The sequence below is a fragment of the Citrobacter sp. CK181 genome, assembly GCF_030333595.1.
Classification (GTDB): domain Bacteria; phylum Pseudomonadota; class Gammaproteobacteria; order Enterobacterales; family Enterobacteriaceae; genus Citrobacter_B; species Citrobacter_B koseri.
In genome coordinates, this window is the sequence record NZ_JAOWFN010000006.1 from 564126 (window position 1) to 581220 (window position 17095).

17 protein-coding genes are annotated in these 17095 nt (G+C 56.4%); 14 read left to right on the forward strand and 3 right to left on the reverse strand.

Translation table 11 applies throughout. The features are described 5' to 3' along the window. The first annotated feature begins 7 nt into the window (after positions 1-7). The 5 genes from phnL to phnP are packed head-to-tail and all read left to right on the forward strand — an operon-like array spanning position 8 to position 3566. Positions 8-688, forward strand: coding sequence for a phosphonate C-P lyase system protein PhnL (gene phnL / locus OGW17_RS03135; protein ID WP_047459594.1), 681 nt, complete (start codon positions 8-10; stop codon positions 686-688). Continuing rightward, a complete protein-coding gene (gene phnM, locus OGW17_RS03140) occupies positions 685-1821 on the forward strand; it encodes an alpha-D-ribose 1-methylphosphonate 5-triphosphate diphosphatase (protein ID WP_012134547.1) in 1137 nt (378 codons plus the stop codon). Before phnL ends, phnM begins: the two co-directional genes overlap by 4 nt. Before the next feature lie 2 nt (positions 1822-1823). After that, a complete protein-coding gene (gene phnN, locus OGW17_RS03145; RefSeq protein WP_071257251.1) occupies positions 1824-2378 on the forward strand; it encodes a ribose 1,5-bisphosphokinase in 555 nt (184 codons plus the stop codon). After that, positions 2365-2799, forward strand: coding sequence for an aminoalkylphosphonate N-acetyltransferase (phnO, locus tag OGW17_RS03150; RefSeq protein ID WP_012134549.1), 435 nt, complete (start codon positions 2365-2367; stop codon positions 2797-2799). The genes phnN and phnO overlap by 14 nt, the downstream gene beginning before the upstream one ends. A gap of 8 nt (positions 2800-2807) precedes the next feature. Continuing rightward, entirely contained in the window at positions 2808-3566 is a 759-nt protein-coding gene (gene phnP, locus OGW17_RS03155; protein ID WP_071257249.1) for a phosphonate metabolism protein PhnP, read from the forward strand. A 55-nt stretch (positions 3567-3621) separates the two neighbouring features. Here phnP and yjdP read toward each other — a convergent pair whose 3' ends face one another. Next, positions 3622-3954 carry a DDRRRQL repeat protein YjdP gene (gene yjdP / locus OGW17_RS03160; RefSeq protein WP_071257247.1) on the reverse strand — a complete coding sequence of 111 codons (333 nt, stop codon included), beginning with the start codon at positions 3952-3954 and terminating at the stop codon, positions 3622-3624. Between the two features lie 69 nt (positions 3955-4023). Further along, the gene (gene rpiB, locus OGW17_RS03165; protein WP_058668429.1) at positions 4024-4473 is read right to left on the reverse strand and encodes a bifunctional allose-6-phosphate isomerase/ribose-5-phosphate isomerase RpiB; all 450 of its coding nucleotides are present in this window, start codon (positions 4471-4473) and stop codon (positions 4024-4026) included. A gap of 359 nt (positions 4474-4832) precedes the next feature. Between rpiB and OGW17_RS03170 the strand changes: the two genes are divergently transcribed. From OGW17_RS03170 to alsK, 6 genes are all read left to right on the forward strand, one after another. Beyond that, positions 4833-5723 (forward strand): MurR/RpiR family transcriptional regulator, encoded by an 891-nt coding sequence (locus OGW17_RS03170; protein ID WP_012134556.1) that lies wholly within the window; start codon positions 4833-4835, stop codon positions 5721-5723. Positions 5724-5776: 53 nt separating this feature from the next. Further along, complete coding sequence (gene alsB / locus OGW17_RS03175; protein WP_012134557.1) at positions 5777-6712, forward strand: D-allose transporter substrate-binding protein; 936 nt, start codon at positions 5777-5779, stop codon at positions 6710-6712. A gap of 226 nt (positions 6713-6938) precedes the next feature. Continuing rightward, entirely contained in the window at positions 6939-8471 is a 1533-nt protein-coding gene (gene alsA / locus OGW17_RS03180) for a D-allose ABC transporter ATP-binding protein AlsA (protein ID WP_012134558.1), read from the forward strand. After that, positions 8450-9430 (forward strand): D-allose ABC transporter permease, encoded by a 981-nt coding sequence (alsC, locus tag OGW17_RS03185; protein WP_012134559.1) that lies wholly within the window; start codon positions 8450-8452, stop codon positions 9428-9430. The genes alsA and alsC overlap by 22 nt, the downstream gene beginning before the upstream one ends. A 10-nt stretch (positions 9431-9440) precedes the next feature. Then, positions 9441-10136, forward strand: a complete 696-nt coding sequence (gene alsE / locus OGW17_RS03190; protein WP_047459608.1) for a D-allulose-6-phosphate 3-epimerase — start codon at positions 9441-9443, stop codon at positions 10134-10136. After that, positions 10120-11034: an allose kinase gene (alsK, locus tag OGW17_RS03195; protein ID WP_049011255.1), complete on the forward strand. Its 915-nt coding sequence runs from the start codon at positions 10120-10122 to the stop codon at positions 11032-11034. Before alsE ends, alsK begins: the two co-directional genes overlap by 17 nt. A 14-nt stretch (positions 11035-11048) precedes the next feature. Here the strand turns inward: alsK and OGW17_RS03200 are convergent, their stop codons facing one another. After that, positions 11049-13319: a hybrid sensor histidine kinase/response regulator gene (locus OGW17_RS03200; RefSeq protein ID WP_071257246.1), complete on the reverse strand. Its 2271-nt coding sequence runs from the start codon at positions 13317-13319 to the stop codon at positions 11049-11051. Positions 13320-13433: 114 nt separating this feature from the next. Between OGW17_RS03200 and OGW17_RS03205 the strand changes: the two genes are divergently transcribed. The 3 genes from OGW17_RS03205 (at position 13434) to OGW17_RS03215 (ending at position 16989) form a co-directional block, all read left to right on the forward strand. Beyond that, the gene (locus tag OGW17_RS03205; protein WP_058668426.1) at positions 13434-14954 is read left to right on the forward strand and encodes a sugar ABC transporter ATP-binding protein; all 1521 of its coding nucleotides are present in this window, start codon (positions 13434-13436) and stop codon (positions 14952-14954) included. Continuing rightward, complete coding sequence (locus OGW17_RS03210; RefSeq protein ID WP_049011261.1) at positions 14951-15946, forward strand: ABC transporter permease subunit; 996 nt, start codon at positions 14951-14953, stop codon at positions 15944-15946. Before OGW17_RS03205 ends, OGW17_RS03210 begins: the two co-directional genes overlap by 4 nt. Before the next feature lie 101 nt (positions 15947-16047). Further along, a complete protein-coding gene (locus tag OGW17_RS03215) occupies positions 16048-16989 on the forward strand; it encodes an ABC transporter substrate-binding protein (RefSeq protein ID WP_012134567.1) in 942 nt (313 codons plus the stop codon). Positions 16990-17095 lie beyond the last annotated feature (106 nt).

The following is a 17095-nucleotide window of genomic DNA, read 5'->3' on the forward strand; positions in this document are numbered from 1 at the left end:
GGCCAAAATGATTCGCGTAGAAAACGTCAGTAAAACCTTTGTGTTGCACCAGCAAAATGGCGTGCGCCTGCCGGTGCTGCAAAACGCCTCTCTGGAGGTACAAAACGGTGAATGCGTGGTGCTGCACGGCCACTCCGGGAGCGGTAAATCGACGCTGTTGCGCTCGCTATATGCCAACTATCTGCCGGACGAAGGGCACATCCACATTCGTCATAGCGATGAGTGGATCGATCTGGTGCAGGCCCCGGCGCGCAAGGTGCTGGAAGTGCGTCGCTCGACGATCGGCTGGGTGAGCCAGTTTCTGCGCGTGATCCCCCGGATCTCCGCGCTGGATGTGGTGATGCAGCCGCTGCTGGATCTGGGCGTCGCCCGCGAAACGTGCGCCGCGAAAGCCGCGAATCTGCTGACGCGCCTGAACGTCCCGGAACGGCTATGGCATCTCGCTCCCTCCACCTTTTCCGGCGGCGAGCAGCAGCGCGTGAATATCGCGCGCGGGTTTATCGTCGATTACCCGATCCTGCTGCTTGATGAACCCACCGCCTCGCTGGACGCCAAAAACAGCGCCGCCGTGGTCGCGCTGATTGAAGAAGCCAAAGCGCGCGGCGCGGCGATTGTCGGCATTTTTCACGATCAAACCGTACGCGATCGCGTAGCGGATCGTTTGCATCTGATGGGAACCACATCATGATTATCAACAACGTAAAGCTGGTGCTGGAAGACGAAGTGGTGCAGGGATCGCTGGAAATGCAGGATGGGATTATCCGCGCCTTTGCGGAAAGTCAGAGCCGTCACCCCGAGGCGCTGGATGGCGAAGGCGGCTGGCTGCTGCCGGGTTTAATTGAGCTGCATACCGATAATCTCGACAAATTCTTCACCCCGCGCCCGAAGGTGGACTGGCCCGCTCATTCCGCCATGAGCAGCCACGACGCGCTGATGGTCGCCAGCGGTATCACCACCGTGCTGGATGCCGTTGCGATTGGCGATGTCCGCGACGGCGGCGATCGCCTGGAAAATCTGGAAAAGATGATCAATGCCGTCGAAGAGACGCAGAAACGCGGCGTTAACCGCGCCGAACACCGTCTGCATCTGCGCTGTGAATTGCCCCATCACACCACCCTGCCGCTGTTCGAAAAGCTGGTGGATCGCGAGCCGGTAACGCTGGTCTCGCTGATGGATCACTCGCCGGGTCAGCGCCAGTTCGCTAACCGCGAGAAGTACCGTGAATACTATCAGGGCAAATATTCACTCAATGATGAGCAGATGGCCCACTACGAAGAGGAACAGCTTCAGCTTGCGGCGCGCTGGTCGCAGCCGAACCGCGCCGCCATCGCGCAGATGTGCCGCGAACGTCATCTCGCGCTGGCGAGCCACGATGACGCAACGCCCGATCATGTGCTGGAATCGCATCAGCTTGGCAGCGTGATCGCCGAATTTCCCACCACGTTCGAGGCGGCAGAGGCGTCACGCAAGCATGGGATGAACGTACTGATGGGCGCGCCCAACATTGTGCGCGGCGGTTCGCACTCCGGCAACGTGGCGGCGCATAAGCTGGCAGAACTGGGGTTGCTGGATATCCTCTCCTCCGACTATTACCCCGCCAGCCTGCTCGACGCGGCATTCCGCGTGGCGGACGACGAGGCCAACACATTTACGCTGCCGCAGGCAATGCGCCTGGTGACACGCAACCCGGCGCGCGCGCTGAATCTCGACGATCGCGGCATCATCGCCGAAGGCAGGCGCGCCGATCTGGTGCTGGCGCACCGTAAAGGCGATCACATTCATATCGACCACGTCTGGCGTCAGGGTAAAAGGGTGTTCTGACTATGGGAAAACTGATCTGGCTGATGGGGCCGTCCGGCTCCGGTAAGGACAGTTTGCTGGCGGCGCTCCGCCAGCGGGAACATACGCAGTTGCTGGTTGCGCACCGCTATATCACGCGTGCGGCTAACGCGGGCAACGAGAACCATATTGCGCTGAGCGAGCAGGAGTTTTTCACTCGGGCAGGGCAAAATTTACTGGCGCTGAGCTGGCACGCTAATGGCCTGTACTATGGCGTTGGCGTGGAGATCGATCTGTGGCTGCACGCCGGTTTTGACGTGGTGGTTAACGGCTCACGCGCCCATCTGCCGCAGGCGCAGACCCGCTACGGCAAAGCGCTGTTGCCTATCTGTTTGCAGGTCTCTCCCGATATTTTGCGCCAGCGCCTACAGGCGCGCGGGCGTGAAAGCGAAACCGAGATTGCCGCTCGCCTGGCGCGCGCGGCCCGTTACGCCCCTTTTAACTGTCATATCCTCAATAATGACGGAAGTTTGCTACAGTCAGTCGATACCTTATTAACGTTAATGGGCCGCCAGGAGAAAAGCCATGCCTGTCTGTGAACTACGCCGGGCCACGCCGGACGATACCGACGCGGTGTATCAACTGATCTGCGAACTGAAACAAGCGGAGTTCGATCGCCAGGCCTTTCGCGCCGGGTTTGCCTCAAATTTGCAGGATCGCACGATACGCTACCAGCTGGCGCTGCGCGACGGGCAGGTAGTCGGGATGATCGGCCTGCATATGCAGTACCACCTGCATCACGCTAACTGGATCGGGGAGATCCAGGAACTGGTGGTGATGCCGCAGGCGCGAGGTCTGAAAGTCGGCAGCCGGTTGCTGGCATGGGCGGAAGAAGAGGCCCGCCAGGCCGGCGCGGAGATGACGGAGCTTTCCACCAGCGTGAAACGCCATGATGCGCACCGGTTTTATCTGCGTGAAGGGTATGCGCAAAGCCATTTTCGTTTTACCAAAGCGCTTTGAGGTGACTAATGAGCCTGACGATTACGCTAACAGGAACCGGCGGCGCACAGGGCGTGCCAGCATACGGCTGCGATTGTCTCGCCTGCCGTCGGGCACGCTTACAGGAGCAGTATCGCCGCCGCCCCTGTAGCGGCGTCGTCAAATTCAATGACGCGGTAACGCTGCTTGATGCGGGCCTGCACGATCTTACCGATCGCTGGCCCGCCGGATCTTTTCAGCAGTTTCTGCTCACGCATTATCATATGGATCATGTTCAGGGGCTGTTCCCCCTGCGCTGGGGCGTGGGCGCCGCGATTCCGGTTTATGGTCCGCCGGATGAACAGGGCTGCGACGATCTGTTTAAACATCCCGGCATCCTTGATTTCAGCCATATCGTCGAACCGTTTGTGGTCTTCGATCTCCAGGGATTACAGGTAACGCCGCTGCCGCTTAACCATTCAAAACTGACGTTTGGCTATCTGCTGGAATCTGCGCACAGCCGCGTCGCGTGGCTGTCGGACACCGCAGCGCTGCCGGATAAGACAGTAAAATTTCTGCTGAATAACCAGCCGCAAACGATCGTCATCGACTGTAGTCACGCGCCACGCGCGGAAGCGCCGCGTAATCACTGCGATGTAAACACGGTTATCGCGCTCAATGAGGTGATTCACTGCTCACGGGTCATTCTCACCCACATCAGCCACTCGTTCGACGTATGGCTGATGGATAACTCCCTGCCGGGCGGTATTGAAGCCGGATATGACGGGATGGAGATTGTGCTGGAGTAGCCTTACGCCGGATGGCGGCGCATTGCGCCTTATCCGGCCTACGATTGTCGCGCGGTTAACGATCGTACTCGTCTTCCATTCTGCGCTCTTCATCTTCCAGTTGACGACGTTCTTGATCGAGCTGGCGTTGGCGATCGTCCAACTGGCGACGCCGATCTTCAAACTGACGGCGTCTGTCATCATATTGTCTGCGGCGATCGTCGCTCATCTGGCGCTGCCACTCTTCATCACGGCGGTCATCCTCATAATCCCGCCCGTTGTCAGATTTATACGCGTCATTGATCGCCTGCTGAATATTACCGATGGTGTCATCAACAATATCGGCATGCGCAGGAAGCGTCGTCAGCGACAACAGGCTCAGAGCAATGAGCGTAGAATAGCGTTTCATAAAACCAGCCTCGCAGAGATCTTCCCCTCACGGTAGCGAATGGCCTGTTCGACGTGTAGCGGAGGAATCTCATTTGCCCTGCTGTTCTATCGCCATAATCGCCTCCACGCGCTTTTGATGGCGACCCCCTTCAAACCCCGCATCCAGCCAGGCATCCACGATCATTTTTGCCAGCTCCAGCCCAACAACCCGCGAGCCAAAAGCCAGCACGTTGGTATCATTATGCTGGCGCGAAAGCTGTGCCGAATAGGGTTCGCTGCAAACGACGGCGCGGACTCCGGCAAACTTGTTTGCCGTTATCGAAATCCCCACACCGGTGCCACACACCAGAATACCGCCATCAACCTCGCCAGAGACAACGGCTTGTGCCACCTCGCTGGCATAATGCGGGTAATCCGTGCGCTCCGACGACCAGGTTCCCTTATCAATCACCGTAATACCGCGCTGGGTTAAGTGCGTCAAAATATCCTGTTTCAGGATAAAACCAACGTGATCACAGCCAAATGCAATCTTTTTCATACTCATTCTCGCCCTAGTCAAACTTTACGAATAAAAAATATTTGTGATTTAAATGAATTTAAAAGAACAATAAATCGACAGAAAGACGCTGTATGGGCCTGTTCTACACACCTCCGTTCGGCAAAGCAAGAGCGATAAATACCCGACCTTGATGCTTACACAGGCTGCGCCTGAACAACTCAAAACTATAATTCATTGTTTTATATTGACTTATTTTCATTCCGTATTTTTATCAACGTTATTAAATTCACAAAATGACAAACTTTATAAATTTAACTATTTTGTGAAGTTGTCAGCATCTTTTCTGTTCCTGCTGTGGTGATATAGTGGCGTCTTCATTTCAAGGACAAGAGAACGTAATGAGTCAGTCAGAATTTGATTCAGGGCTTCCAAACGGCATCGGGCTTGCGCCTTACCTGCGCATGAAGCAGGAAGGCATGACGGAGAACGAGAGCCGTATCGTCGAGTGGTTACTCAAGCCGGGTAATCTCAGTAGCGCGCCAGCCATTAAAGATGTCGCAGAGGCGCTGGCGGTATCTGAAGCCATGATTGTTAAGGTATCGAAACTGCTGGGATTCAGCGGGTTTCGCAACTTACGCAGCGCGCTGGAAGACTATTTTTCTCAGTCTGAGCAGGTATTGCCTGCCGAACTGGCCTTTGATGAAGCGCCGCAGGATGTGGTGAATAAGGTATTCAACATTACCTTGCGCACCATTATGGAAGGTCAGTCAATCGTCAACGTGGATGAGATTCATCGCGCCGCACGCTTCTTTTATCAAGCGAAGCAGCGTGATTTGTATGGCGCTGGCGGGTCGAATGCCATCTGCGCAGACGTACAGCATAAGTTCTTACGCATCGGCGTGCGCTGCCAGACTTACCCGGACGCGCACATCATGATGATGTCCGCATCGCTATTAAAAGAAGGCGATGTCGTGTTGGTAGTGACCCATTCCGGGCGCACCAGTGATGTAAAAGCCGCAGTTGAACTGGCGAAAAAGAATGGTGCCAAAATTATCTGTATCACCCACAGCTACCATTCACCTATCGCCAAATTGGCTGACTATATTATTTGTTCGCCAGCACCAGAAACACCGTTATTAGGGCGCAATGCTTCCGCACGCATATTACAACTCACTCTACTGGATGCATTTTTTGTTTCCGTCGCCCAACTGAATATCGAACAGGCAACCATTAATATGCAAAAAACTGGCGCAATTGTTGATTTCTTTTCACCAGGCGCGCTGAAATAAAATGCTCGTTGCTCTCATTTTCGGGAGCAACACCCTACACTGAGAATACTGCTATGAATAAATATCTGAAATATTTCAGCGGTGCGGCTATGGGCTTAATGTTGTCCACCAGCGCATTTGCCGCCGCCGAATATGCCGTAGTATTAAAAACATTATCCAATCCATTCTGGGTGGATATGAAAAAAGGTATTGAAGATGAAGCAAAAACGCTGGGTGTCAGCGTCGATATTTTTGCCTCGCCTTCGGAAGGCGACTTTCAGTCTCAGTTGCAGCTATTCGAAGATCTCAGCAATAAAAATTACAAAGGTATCGCCTTTGCGCCATTATCCTCAGTAAACCTGGTGATGCCCGTCGCCCGCGCGTGGAAGAAAGGGATTTATCTGGTCAATCTCGATGAAAAAATCGATATGGATAACCTGAAAAAAGCGGGCGGTAACGTCGAAGGGTTTGTCACCACCGATAACGTCGCCGTGGGCGCCAAAGGCGCGGAGTTCATTATTGAGAAACTGGGCGCCGAGGGCGGTGAAGTCGCCATTATTGAAGGTAAAGCCGGTAACGCCTCCGGCGAGGCGCGCCGCAATGGCGCAACCGAGGCTTTCAAAAAGGCAAGCCAAATCAAGTTGGTCGCCAGCCAACCCGCAGACTGGGACCGAATCAAAGCGTTAGACGTTGCCACCAACGTGCTGCAACGCAACCCGAATATCAAAGCGATTTATTGCGCTAACGACACCATGGCGATGGGCGTCGCCCAGGCCGTGGCTAACGCTGGGAAAAGCGGAAAAGTGCTGGTAGTGGGTACAGACGGTATCCCGGAAGCCCGCAAAATGGTGGAGGCCGGACAGATGACGGCGACCATCGCTCAGAACCCTGCGGATATCGGCGCGACAGGGCTCAGGCTGATGGTGGATGCCGCGAAATCAGGCAACGTGATCCCGCTGGATAAAGCGCCGGAATTTAAGCTGGTCGATTCCATCCTGGTCGCAAAGTAAGTCCGTAAATAAGCCGGATGGCGACGCGAACGTAGGCCTGATAAGCGTAGCGCCATCAGGCAATGGCACTGATTTAGTCAATATTTTTCTTACACAAAATTATTCGAGATGCATCGAGGCGGCAACTGAGTAAATCCCCAGGAGCTTACATAAGTAAGTGACTGGGGTGAGCGAAGGTAGCCAACAAAGAGACAGCTTGAAGGATGAAGTGTAAAAGAGGTTAATTATGGTCACGCCATATATCTCGATGGCGGGGATCGGCAAATCCTTTGGTCCGGTTCACGCATTAAAATCGGTTGATTTAACGGTTTATCCTTATGAAATACACGCATTATTAGGAGAAAATGGCGCCGGTAAATCAACGTTGATGAAGGTTCTGTCGGGAATACATGAACCGACCAAAGGCACCATTACGATTAATAACGTTAATTACGACAAGCTGGATCATAAATTAGCGGCACAACTCGGCATCGGCATTATTTATCAGGAACTCAGCGTGATTGATGAATTAACCGTGCTGGAGAATTTATATATTGGTCGTCATCTGACGAAAAAAGTCTGTGGCGTCAATATGATTGACTGGAAAGAGATGCGCGTACGGGCCGCCATGATGTTGCTGCGCGTCGGTTTAAAAGTCGATTTAGACGAAAAGGTGGCGAACTTATCCATCAGCCATAAGCAAATGCTGGAAATCGCCAAGACGCTGATGCTCAACGCCAAAGTGATCATCATGGACGAACCCACCTCCTCGCTCACCAATAAAGAGGTGGACTACCTGTTTCTGATCATGAACCAGCTACGCAAAGAGGGCACCGCCATCGTCTACATCTCGCATAAGCTGGCGGAAATTCGCCGCATCTGCGACCGCTATACGGTGATGAAAGACGGCAGCAGCGTTTGCAGCGGGATGGTGAGCGACGTCAGCAACGACGATATCGTCCGCCTGATGGTTGGCCGCGAACTGCAAAACCGCTTTAACGCCATGAAAGAGAGCACCGGCAACATCGAGCGCGATACGGTATTCGAGGTGAAAAACGTCACCAGCCGCGACAAGAAAAAGGTTCGCGATATCTCCTTTAGCGTCAGCCGGGGCGAAATTTTAGGCTTCGCCGGACTGGTCGGCTCCGGGCGCACCGAGCTGATGGATTGCCTGTTCGGCGTCGATAAACGCGCAAGCGGCGAGATCCGTCTGAACGGGAAAACCATCTCCCCGCGCTCACCCCTGGATGCGGTGAAAAAAGGGATGGCTTACATCACCGAAAGCCGCCGGGATAACGGCTTCTTCCCCAATTTCTCTATCGCCCAGAACATGGCGATCGGCCGCAGCCTGAAAAGCGGCGGCTTTAAGGGGGCGATGGGCCTGTTCCACGAAGGCGACGAGCAGCGTACCGCCGAAGCGCAGCGCGAACTGCTGGCGCTGAAGTGTCATTCCGTTAACCAGAACATCACCGAACTCTCCGGCGGAAACCAGCAGAAGGTGCTGATTTCCAAATGGTTGTGCTGTAGCCCGGAGGTGATCATTTTCGACGAGCCGACCCGTGGTATCGACGTCGGTGCAAAAGCCGAAATTTATAAAGTGATGCGCCAGCTGGCGGACGACGGAAAAGTCATCCTGATGGTGTCATCTGAACTTCCTGAAATTATCGCCGTCTGCGACCGCATCGCCGTGTTCTGCGAAGGACGACTGACGCAAATCCTGACCAATCGCGATGACATGAGCGAAGAGGAGATTATGGCATGGGCATTACCACAAGAGTAAAAGGTGACGTGAACGGGAAGAAACCGTTCAACTTTGCGCTGTTCTGGGATAAATACGGCACCTTCTTCATCCTGGCGATTATCGTCGCCATCTTCGGTTCGCTGTCGTCAGAATATTTTCTGACCACCAACAACATCACCCAGATTTTTGTTCAGAGTTCGGTAACGGTGCTGATCGGCATGGGTGAATTTTTTGCCATCCTGGTCGCCGGTATCGACCTGTCCGTCGGGGCGATTCTGGCGCTGTCCGGGATGGTGACGGCCAAACTGATGCTGGCAGGCGTCGATCCGTTCTTTGCGGCGCTGATTGGCGGCGTGCTGGTCGGCGGTGCGCTGGGAGCGATTAACGGCTGCCTGGTGAACTGGACCGGCCTGCATCCGTTCATTATCACCCTTGGTACTAACGCGATTTTCCGTGGTATCACGCTGGTGATTTCCGACGCCAACTCGGTATACGGCTTCTCATTCGACTTCGTGAACTTCTTCGCCGCCAGCGTGTTAGGTGTTCCCGTGCCGGTCATCTTCTCGCTGATTGTCGCGGTGATCCTCTGGTTCCTCACTACTCGGATGCGGCTTGGGCGCAACATCTACGCGCTCGGCGGCAACAAAAACTCGGCGTTCTATTCCGGGATTGACGTGAAGTTTCACATCCTGGTGGTGTTTATCATCTCCGGCATTTGCGCGGGACTGGCTGGCGTGGTTTCTACTGCGCGACTCGGCGCCGCAGAACCCTTAGCCGGAATGGGGTTTGAAACCTACGCCATCGCCAGCGCCATCATTGGCGGCACCAGCTTCTTCGGCGGCAAGGGGCGCATCTTCTCGGTGGTAATTGGCGGCTTAATCATCGGCACCATCAACAACGGTCTGAATATTTTGCAGGTACAAACCTATTACCAACTGGTGGTGATGGGCGGATTAATTATCGCGGCTGTCGCCCTTGACCGTCTTATCAGTAAGTAAGGAATGGATCATGAAAATCTCTCCCTCTTTAATGTGTATGGATCTGCTGAAGTTTAAAGAACAGATCGAATTTATCGACAGCCATGCAGACTATTTTCATATTGATATTATGGATGGCCACTTTGTGCCGAATCTGACGCTGTCCCCCTTCTTCGTCAGCCAGGTCAAGAAACTGGCGAGCAAACCTCTTGATTGTCATCTGATGGTGACGCGTCCGCAGGACTATATTGGTCAACTGGCGCGTGCCGGTGCGGATTTCATCACGCTGCACCCGGAAACCATCAACGGTCAGGCGTTCCGTCTGATTGACGAAATCCGCCGCCACGGTATGAAAGTGGGCCTGATTCTCAACCCGGAAACACCGGTTGAGGCGATGAAATACTATATCCATAAGGCTGATAAAGTGACGGTGATGACCGTCGATCCCGGCTTTGCCGGGCAACCATTCATCCCGGAAATGTTGGATAAAATCGCCGAGCTGAAAGCCTGGCGCGAGCGTGAAGGGCTGCATTACGAAATTGAAGTGGATGGTTCCTGCAATCAGGCCACCTACGAAAAATTGATGGCGGCAGGCGCGGATGTCTTTATCGTCGGCACCTCCGGGCTGTTTAACCACGCAGAGAATATCGACGACGCATGGCAAGTGATGACGGCGCAGATCCTGACGGCGAAAAACGAGGTACTGCCTCATGCAAAAACAGCATAGCGTTGTGGCGGGTGTGGATATGGGGGCAACCCATATCCGTTTTTGCCTGCAAACGGCAAGCGGTGAGACTCTGCACTGTGAGAAACAGCGTACGGCGGAGGTGATCGCGCCCGGCGTGGTGGCCGGTATTGCGCAGATGATTAGCGAACAGATTGCACGCTACGAAGCGCGCTGCCGTGGTCTGGTGATGGGATTTCCGGCGCTGGTCGGCAAAGACAACCGCACCATCATTTCGACACCCAATTTGCCGCTGCAACCTGAAGAAGTGCATGACCTCGCGGGAAAACTGGAGGATGCGCTGGGCTGCCCGGTCGCGTTTTCCCGCGACGTTAACTTACAGCTGTCGTATGACGTCGTGGAAAATCATCTCACACAGCAGCAGGTGCTGGCCGCCTACCTCGGCACGGGAATGGGCTTCGCGGTGTGGATGAACGGCGCGCCCTGGACCGGAGCGCATGGCGTGGCGGGCGAACTGGGGCACATTCCCCAGGGCGACATGACGCAGACCTGTGCCTGCGGCAATCCAGGTTGCCTCGAAACGGTCTGTTCCGGGCTGGCGCTGAAACGCTGGTACGAACAACAGCCACGGGATTTCGCGCTGGACGCACTGTTTGTCCACGCCGGAGAAGCGCCATTCGTCCAGGCGCTGCTGGAAAGCGCCGCCCGCGCAATTGCCACCAGCATAAATCTGTTCGATCCCGATGCGGTGATTTTGGGCGGCGGCGTGATGGATATGCAGGCTTTCCCGCGCGAACAATTAATTACCCTGATCCAAAAATACCTGCGCCGACCATTGCCGTATCAGGCCGTACGTTTTATTGCCGCCTCGTCCTCCGCGTTTAACGGTGCGCAGGGCGCGGCAACGCTGGCGCGCTGCCGTTTTCTGTCGTCGCGGTGATATCGCGACGCTTATCAGGCCTGCACATGCGCCGCCCGCAGCGCCTGCGCGAGCTGCGCCCGGGTAAATGGTTTACGCAGCAGCGCCACATCCGGTAGCGCGGGGTTATGCGCCGGGCGTAAATCCTGCCCGCTGATAAGCAGCAGCGTCAGGCGGGGATAATGCTTGCGGGCATGGTTGATCACCTCCACGCCGCTCAGGCTGCCTGGCAGCATTAAGTCGCTGATAAGAACATCAATCTCGCCGGATGACGCCAGCATCTGCATCGCCTGCTCGCCGTTGGCGGCCTCCAGCGTCAGATACCCCAGCAGATGCAGTTGCTCGCACAACGTCTGACGAACATCCGCCTCATCTTCCAGTACCAGCACCAGTTTCTCGTCGCTGGCGGTACTTTGCACCGCAACCGGCTCCAGGTTTGCCACCGCAGGCGCGATGGCGCGGGGAAGCTGCAATCTGACCGTCGTCCCCTGCCCCGGCGCGCTCTCAATTTCGACACGACCGCCTGACTGGCGCACAAAGCCGTAAACCATCGATAACCCAAGCCCGCTGCCGCTGCCGGTCTGTTTGGTGGTGAAGAACGGCTCGAACACCTGCGCCTTCACCTCCTGCGACATACCGCAACCGTGATCGATCACCTCCAGCGCCACCATATCCTGACGACGTCCGTCACTGCGCGTAACCCGCTGGTTCCAGGTGCGGATTTTGATCGTCCCTGTCTGCCCTTCCATCGCATCGCGGGCGTTCATCACCAGGTTGATGATCGCGTTCTCCAGTTGACTGACGTCTATCCACGCGGCCCAGGCGGGCGACTGGGCTTCTATCTCCAGCGTCAGCGTGGCCGGTAGCGAGTGACGCATCAGTTCGCTCAGGTTTTCCAGCAGCGTTTTCAGTTCCACCGAGTGCGGATGCAGCGACTGTTTACGGGAGAACGCCAGCAGGCGTTGCGTCAGCAGCGCCCCGCGCTCGGCGGCCTTCAGCGCGCGGGTAATGCGCGGCGCATCCGGCGAGTCGGGGCTGACCAGTTCCAGACTGCCGATAATCACCGCCAGCAGGTTGTTAAAATCATGCGCCAGCCCGCCCGTCAGTTGCCCTACCGCTTTCAGTTTCTGGCTGTGCAGCAGCGCCTCTTCCAGCCCCTGACGCTCCGTTCGGTCGATCTCCATCTGGGAGGTCTTTTCTTTCAGCAGGCGGGAGGTGCGCTCCAGCGACGCCGTATTGCGGGCAAAAACGTTAAACGCGCGCGCCAGTTCCCCCAGCTCGTCCCGCCGCTGCAAGGCGGGGACGCTGACATCCGATTCGCCGTGCGCCAGCCGGGTCATGGCGCGCGAAATCGCCGTCAGGTTAGAACCGAGGTTGCGGTAGATATACCACCCGGCAAAGCCGGTAATCACCACCGCCAGCAGGGCGAAGGTCATGATAAACAACGCGCCGGAGCGCAATTCCTGATGGCTTTGCGCCACCCGCTGTTCTGAGATGATCGCCACCTGCGCCGCATACTGATTGATGTCGCTGTTTAAAATCGCCACCAGCGCTTTGATGTGGAACATGTACCAGCTGATGGCCAGGTCGCTTTGCTCCAGCGCCGCTGAGAGCGGTTCAAGTTTGCGTAACTCCTGGTTAAAGTCAGACAGAATCACGTTCACCAGCGGATCGGCATGTTGCTCAGGCAGGGCGCGCATCACGCCATCCAGCTGTTTAATGACGGCGCGCGGCGTCGGCGTTTCGATGGCGGCGCTAATCAGGCGATCCATTTGACTGAACAACGCCGCATCCTGCGCCGCATCAAGCTGTTGCAGATGCCGCAGGTAACTCTGATTCTGATACAGCGAACTCAGCAGCGTATTACGTTCCAGATGCCGCCGCTGCCCGCGCTGCAACATGCCCGCCACGCTGGTCTGCAACTCGTTGCTGCGTTGAATAATGCGGGCCACCAGCCCCGGTTCCTGCTGCGCCAGCGGAGCGGTCGCCAGCTGTTCGAGTGAATGCCTGAGCGCCCGCTGAGTCTCCTGCAACCGCTCCGCTTCGCCCTTGTACTCCAGCGCGCCGACCACCTGCGACAGCCGCACCGCTGCCGTCGCCACGTTCGCCGTATCGCGCGCCAGGTTCATACTGCCGGTCATGTCATCGACGGTTTGCTGCTGCACCTGCTCCTGTATTTGACTCGCATGCTGAAAACCCAGCACCGCCACGCCGCTCACCATCAGCGTCACCGCCACTACCAGCAGATTAAAAAACAGCAGTCGCCCGCGCGCACTGGCGAAAAAGTGACGTCTGTGCTGCGGCATATCACGCTCCATGAAGAAAAATCGCAATATGACAAATATGAACGGCTTCTGACATTTTGCATTTACTTTCCTGTGATGGAGTGCTGATATCGCTAACCCCGCAGGAGATCCGCCATGAGCAGGACACCGGTTCTGGAGATGCGCAATATTGCCAAAGCGTTTGGCAAATTTTACGCGCTGAAAGGGGTCGATCTGACGGTATACCCCGGTGAAATCCACGCGCTGATGGGCGAAAACGGCGCCGGTAAAAGCACCCTGATGAAGATTCTCGCCGGTGCATATACCGCCACCAGCGGCGAGATTCTGATCGACGGTCAGCCCTTTCATATTCGTGGGCCGAAAGATGCCCTGAGCGCAGGCATTACTCTGATTTATCAGGAGATGCAGCTTGCGCCTAACCTTACCGTCGCCGAAAATATTTTCCTCGGCAGCGAACTGTCGCGCGGCGGCATCGTGCAGCGTAAAGAGATGGTGTTGCAGGCGCAAAAGGTCATCGACCGGCTCGGCGCGCAGTTTAAAGCCAGCGATCGGGTAATGCGGCTGACCATCGCCGAACAGCAGCAGGTAGAGATCGCCCGCGCCCTGCATCGCAACAGCCGTATCCTGGTGATGGATGAACCTACCGCCGCCCTCTCATCTCGTGAAACCCACCGTCTGTTTGAGCTGATCATGCGCCTTCGCGATGAAGGGATGGCGGTTATCTATATCAGCCACCGCATGGCGGAGGTGTATGAGCTGTCCGATCGCGTCAGCGTCCTGCGCGACGGACAGTACGTGGGCAGCCTCACCCGCGACAAACTCAACGCGTCCGAACTGGTGCGCATGATGGTCGGGCGTCCGTTAAGCGACCTGTTCAACAAAGAACGCGACATCCCGCTCGGTAAACCGCGCCTGAACGTTCATCACCTTACCGACGGCGGTAAAGTGCAGCCGTGCAGCCTGCTGGTACGTTCCGGCGAAATCGTCGGCCTGGCCGGGCTGGTCGGCGCCGGGCGTTCCGAACTGGCGCACCTGATTTTCGGCGTGCGTAAAGCCACCGGCGGGATGATCGAGGTGGATGGCGAGCCGGTGGTGATCCACTCCCCGCGTGAGGCCATTGAGCACGGTATTGGCTACCTCACCGAAAACCGCAAAGAACAAGGGTTGTTTTTAGAACTGGCGGCGGCAGAGAACATTACGATGGCGACGCTGGAGCGCGACGCCAACTGGGGGATGCTGAACCGTAAAAAAGCCCAAAGCATCTCCGATGACGCCATTCAGTTACTCAACATTCGCGTGCCGCATGCTCAGGTTCGCGCCGGAGGTTTGTCCGGCGGCAATCAGCAAAAGCTCCTGATCTCACGCTGGGTCGCCATCGGCCCGCGCATTCTGATTCTGGACGAACCGACGCGCGGTGTGGATGTCGGCGCGAAAAGCGAGATCTATCGCATCATGAACGAAATGGCGCGTAAGGGCGTGGCGATCCTGATGATCTCCAGTGAATTACCGGAAATCGTCGGCATGAGCGATCGCGTCTACGTCATGCATGAAGGCAGCATTGCCGGGGAATTGTACAGCCAGGACATTACACAGGAAAACATCATGCGGCTGGCGACCGGCGTAAACGACTCCCACCTTGAGGCGGTGAAATCATGAATAACCCAACCACTCCCCAGCAGGTGGCGAAGTCCGCCTCCGCAAAAAAGATGTTGATGAGCGATCTGATGCAAACGGTCGGTATTTTACCGATTTTAGTGCTGATCGTGGCGGTATTTGGCTTTATCGCACCTAACTTTTTCACTGAAAGCAACCTGCTGAACATCACCCGCCAGGCGTCGATCAACATCGTGCTGGCGGCGGGGATGACGTTCATCATTCTGACCGGCGGCATCGACCTCTCCGTGGGGTCGATTCTCGGCACCACCGCCGTGGCGGCGATGGTGGTCTCTCTGATACCCGAGTTCGCCATGCTGTCGATTCCGGCGGCGCTGATGCTCGGCCTGGGGCTGGGGCTGGTTAACGGCGCGCTGGTGGCCTTCGCCGGGCTGCCGCCCTTTATTGTCACGCTCGGCACCTATACGGCGCTGCGCGGCGCGGCCTACCTGCTGGCAGACGGCACCACGGTGATCAACTCCAACATCAGCTTCGAGTGGATTGGCAATAACTATCTTGGCCCGATTCCGTGGCTGGTGGTTATCGCCCTCGCGGTGATCGTGCTGTGCTGGTTCATTCTGCGCCGCACCACGCTGGGCGTACATATTTATGCCGTGGGCGGCAACATGCAGGCGGCGCGTTTAACCGGCATCAAAGTGTGGCTGGTGCTGCTGTTTGTGTACGGCATGAGCGGCCTGCTGTCGGGGCTGGGCGGAGTAATGAGCGCCTCGCGTCTCTACAGCGCCAACGGCAACTTAGGCATGGGGTATGAGCTGGACGCCATCGCAGCGGTGATCCTCGGCGGCACCAGTTTTGTCGGCGGGATCGGCACGATCACCGGCACGCTGGTGGGCGCGCTGATCATCGCCACCCTGAATAACGGCATGACGCTGATGGGCGTCTCTTACTTCTGGCAACTGGTGATCAAAGGGGCGGTGATCATCATAGCGGTGCTGATCGACAAATACCGTACCCGACACCATCAAAGTGCATAGACAAGCTTGCCGGATAGCGGCGCAGGCCTGCCCGTTCGCAGGCCGGATAAGCGCAGTGTCATCAGGCTTATAACAACAATACCCTACGTGAGGAAAAGAGTATGCGTTTGAAACCATTAGTGACCGCGCTCTGTGCTGGCGCGTTACTGGCCGCATCGCCGTTTGTACAGGCCAAAGAACTGAAATCCATCGGCGTGACGGTGGGCGATCTTGCCAACCCGTTCTTCGTGCAGATAACAAAAGGGGCGGAGCTGGAAGCGCGCAAACTGGCCGGTGATGGCGTAAAAGTGACGCTGGTCTCCAGCGGCTACGATCTGGGTCAGCAGGTTTCGCAGATCGACAACTTTATTGCCGCGAAGGTGGATATGATCATCCTTAACGCCGCAGATTCAAAAGGGATCGGCCCGGCGGTGAAACGGGCGAAAGACGCCGGGATCGTGGTGGTCGCGGTTGACGTGGCTGCCGAAGGCGCAGACGCCACCATCACCTCTGATAACACCCAGGCGGGCGAAATGGCCTGTAAATACATTACCGATCGTCTGAAAGGTAAAGGCAATGTGGTGATCATCAACGGGCCGCCGGTTTCCGCCGTGCAGAACCGTGTCGAGGGCTGCCAGACCGAGTTCAAACGCCACCCGGATATCAAGGTGCTCTCCTGGAACCAGAACGCCAAAGGCAGTCGCGAAGGCGGGCTGGAAGTGATGACCGCCCTGCTGGCTGCGAATCCGAAGATCGACGGCGTATTTGCGATCAACGATCCGACGGCGATCGGCGCCGATCTGGCGGCGAAACAGGCACAGCGCAATGAGTTCTTTATCGTCGGTGTGGATGGTTCGCCCGATGGCGAAGAGGCGCTGAAGCGTGAAAATTCCCTGTTTGTGGCGACCCCCGCACAAGATCCGCAGGTGATGGCGGCAAAAGCGGTGGAGATCGGCTATGACATTCTACAGGGCAAACCGGCGCCTGGTGAACCTGTACTGATTCCGGTGACGATGATCGATAAAAACAACATCGGCAGCTACAAGGGCTGGACGGTGAAATAACGGAAAGCGGCCTCTGCGTAGGCCCGATAAGCGCAGCGCCATCAGGCAGTAAACTCATGCCGGATGGCGGCAAAAATGCCTTATCTGGCCTACAAGGCTACATCAC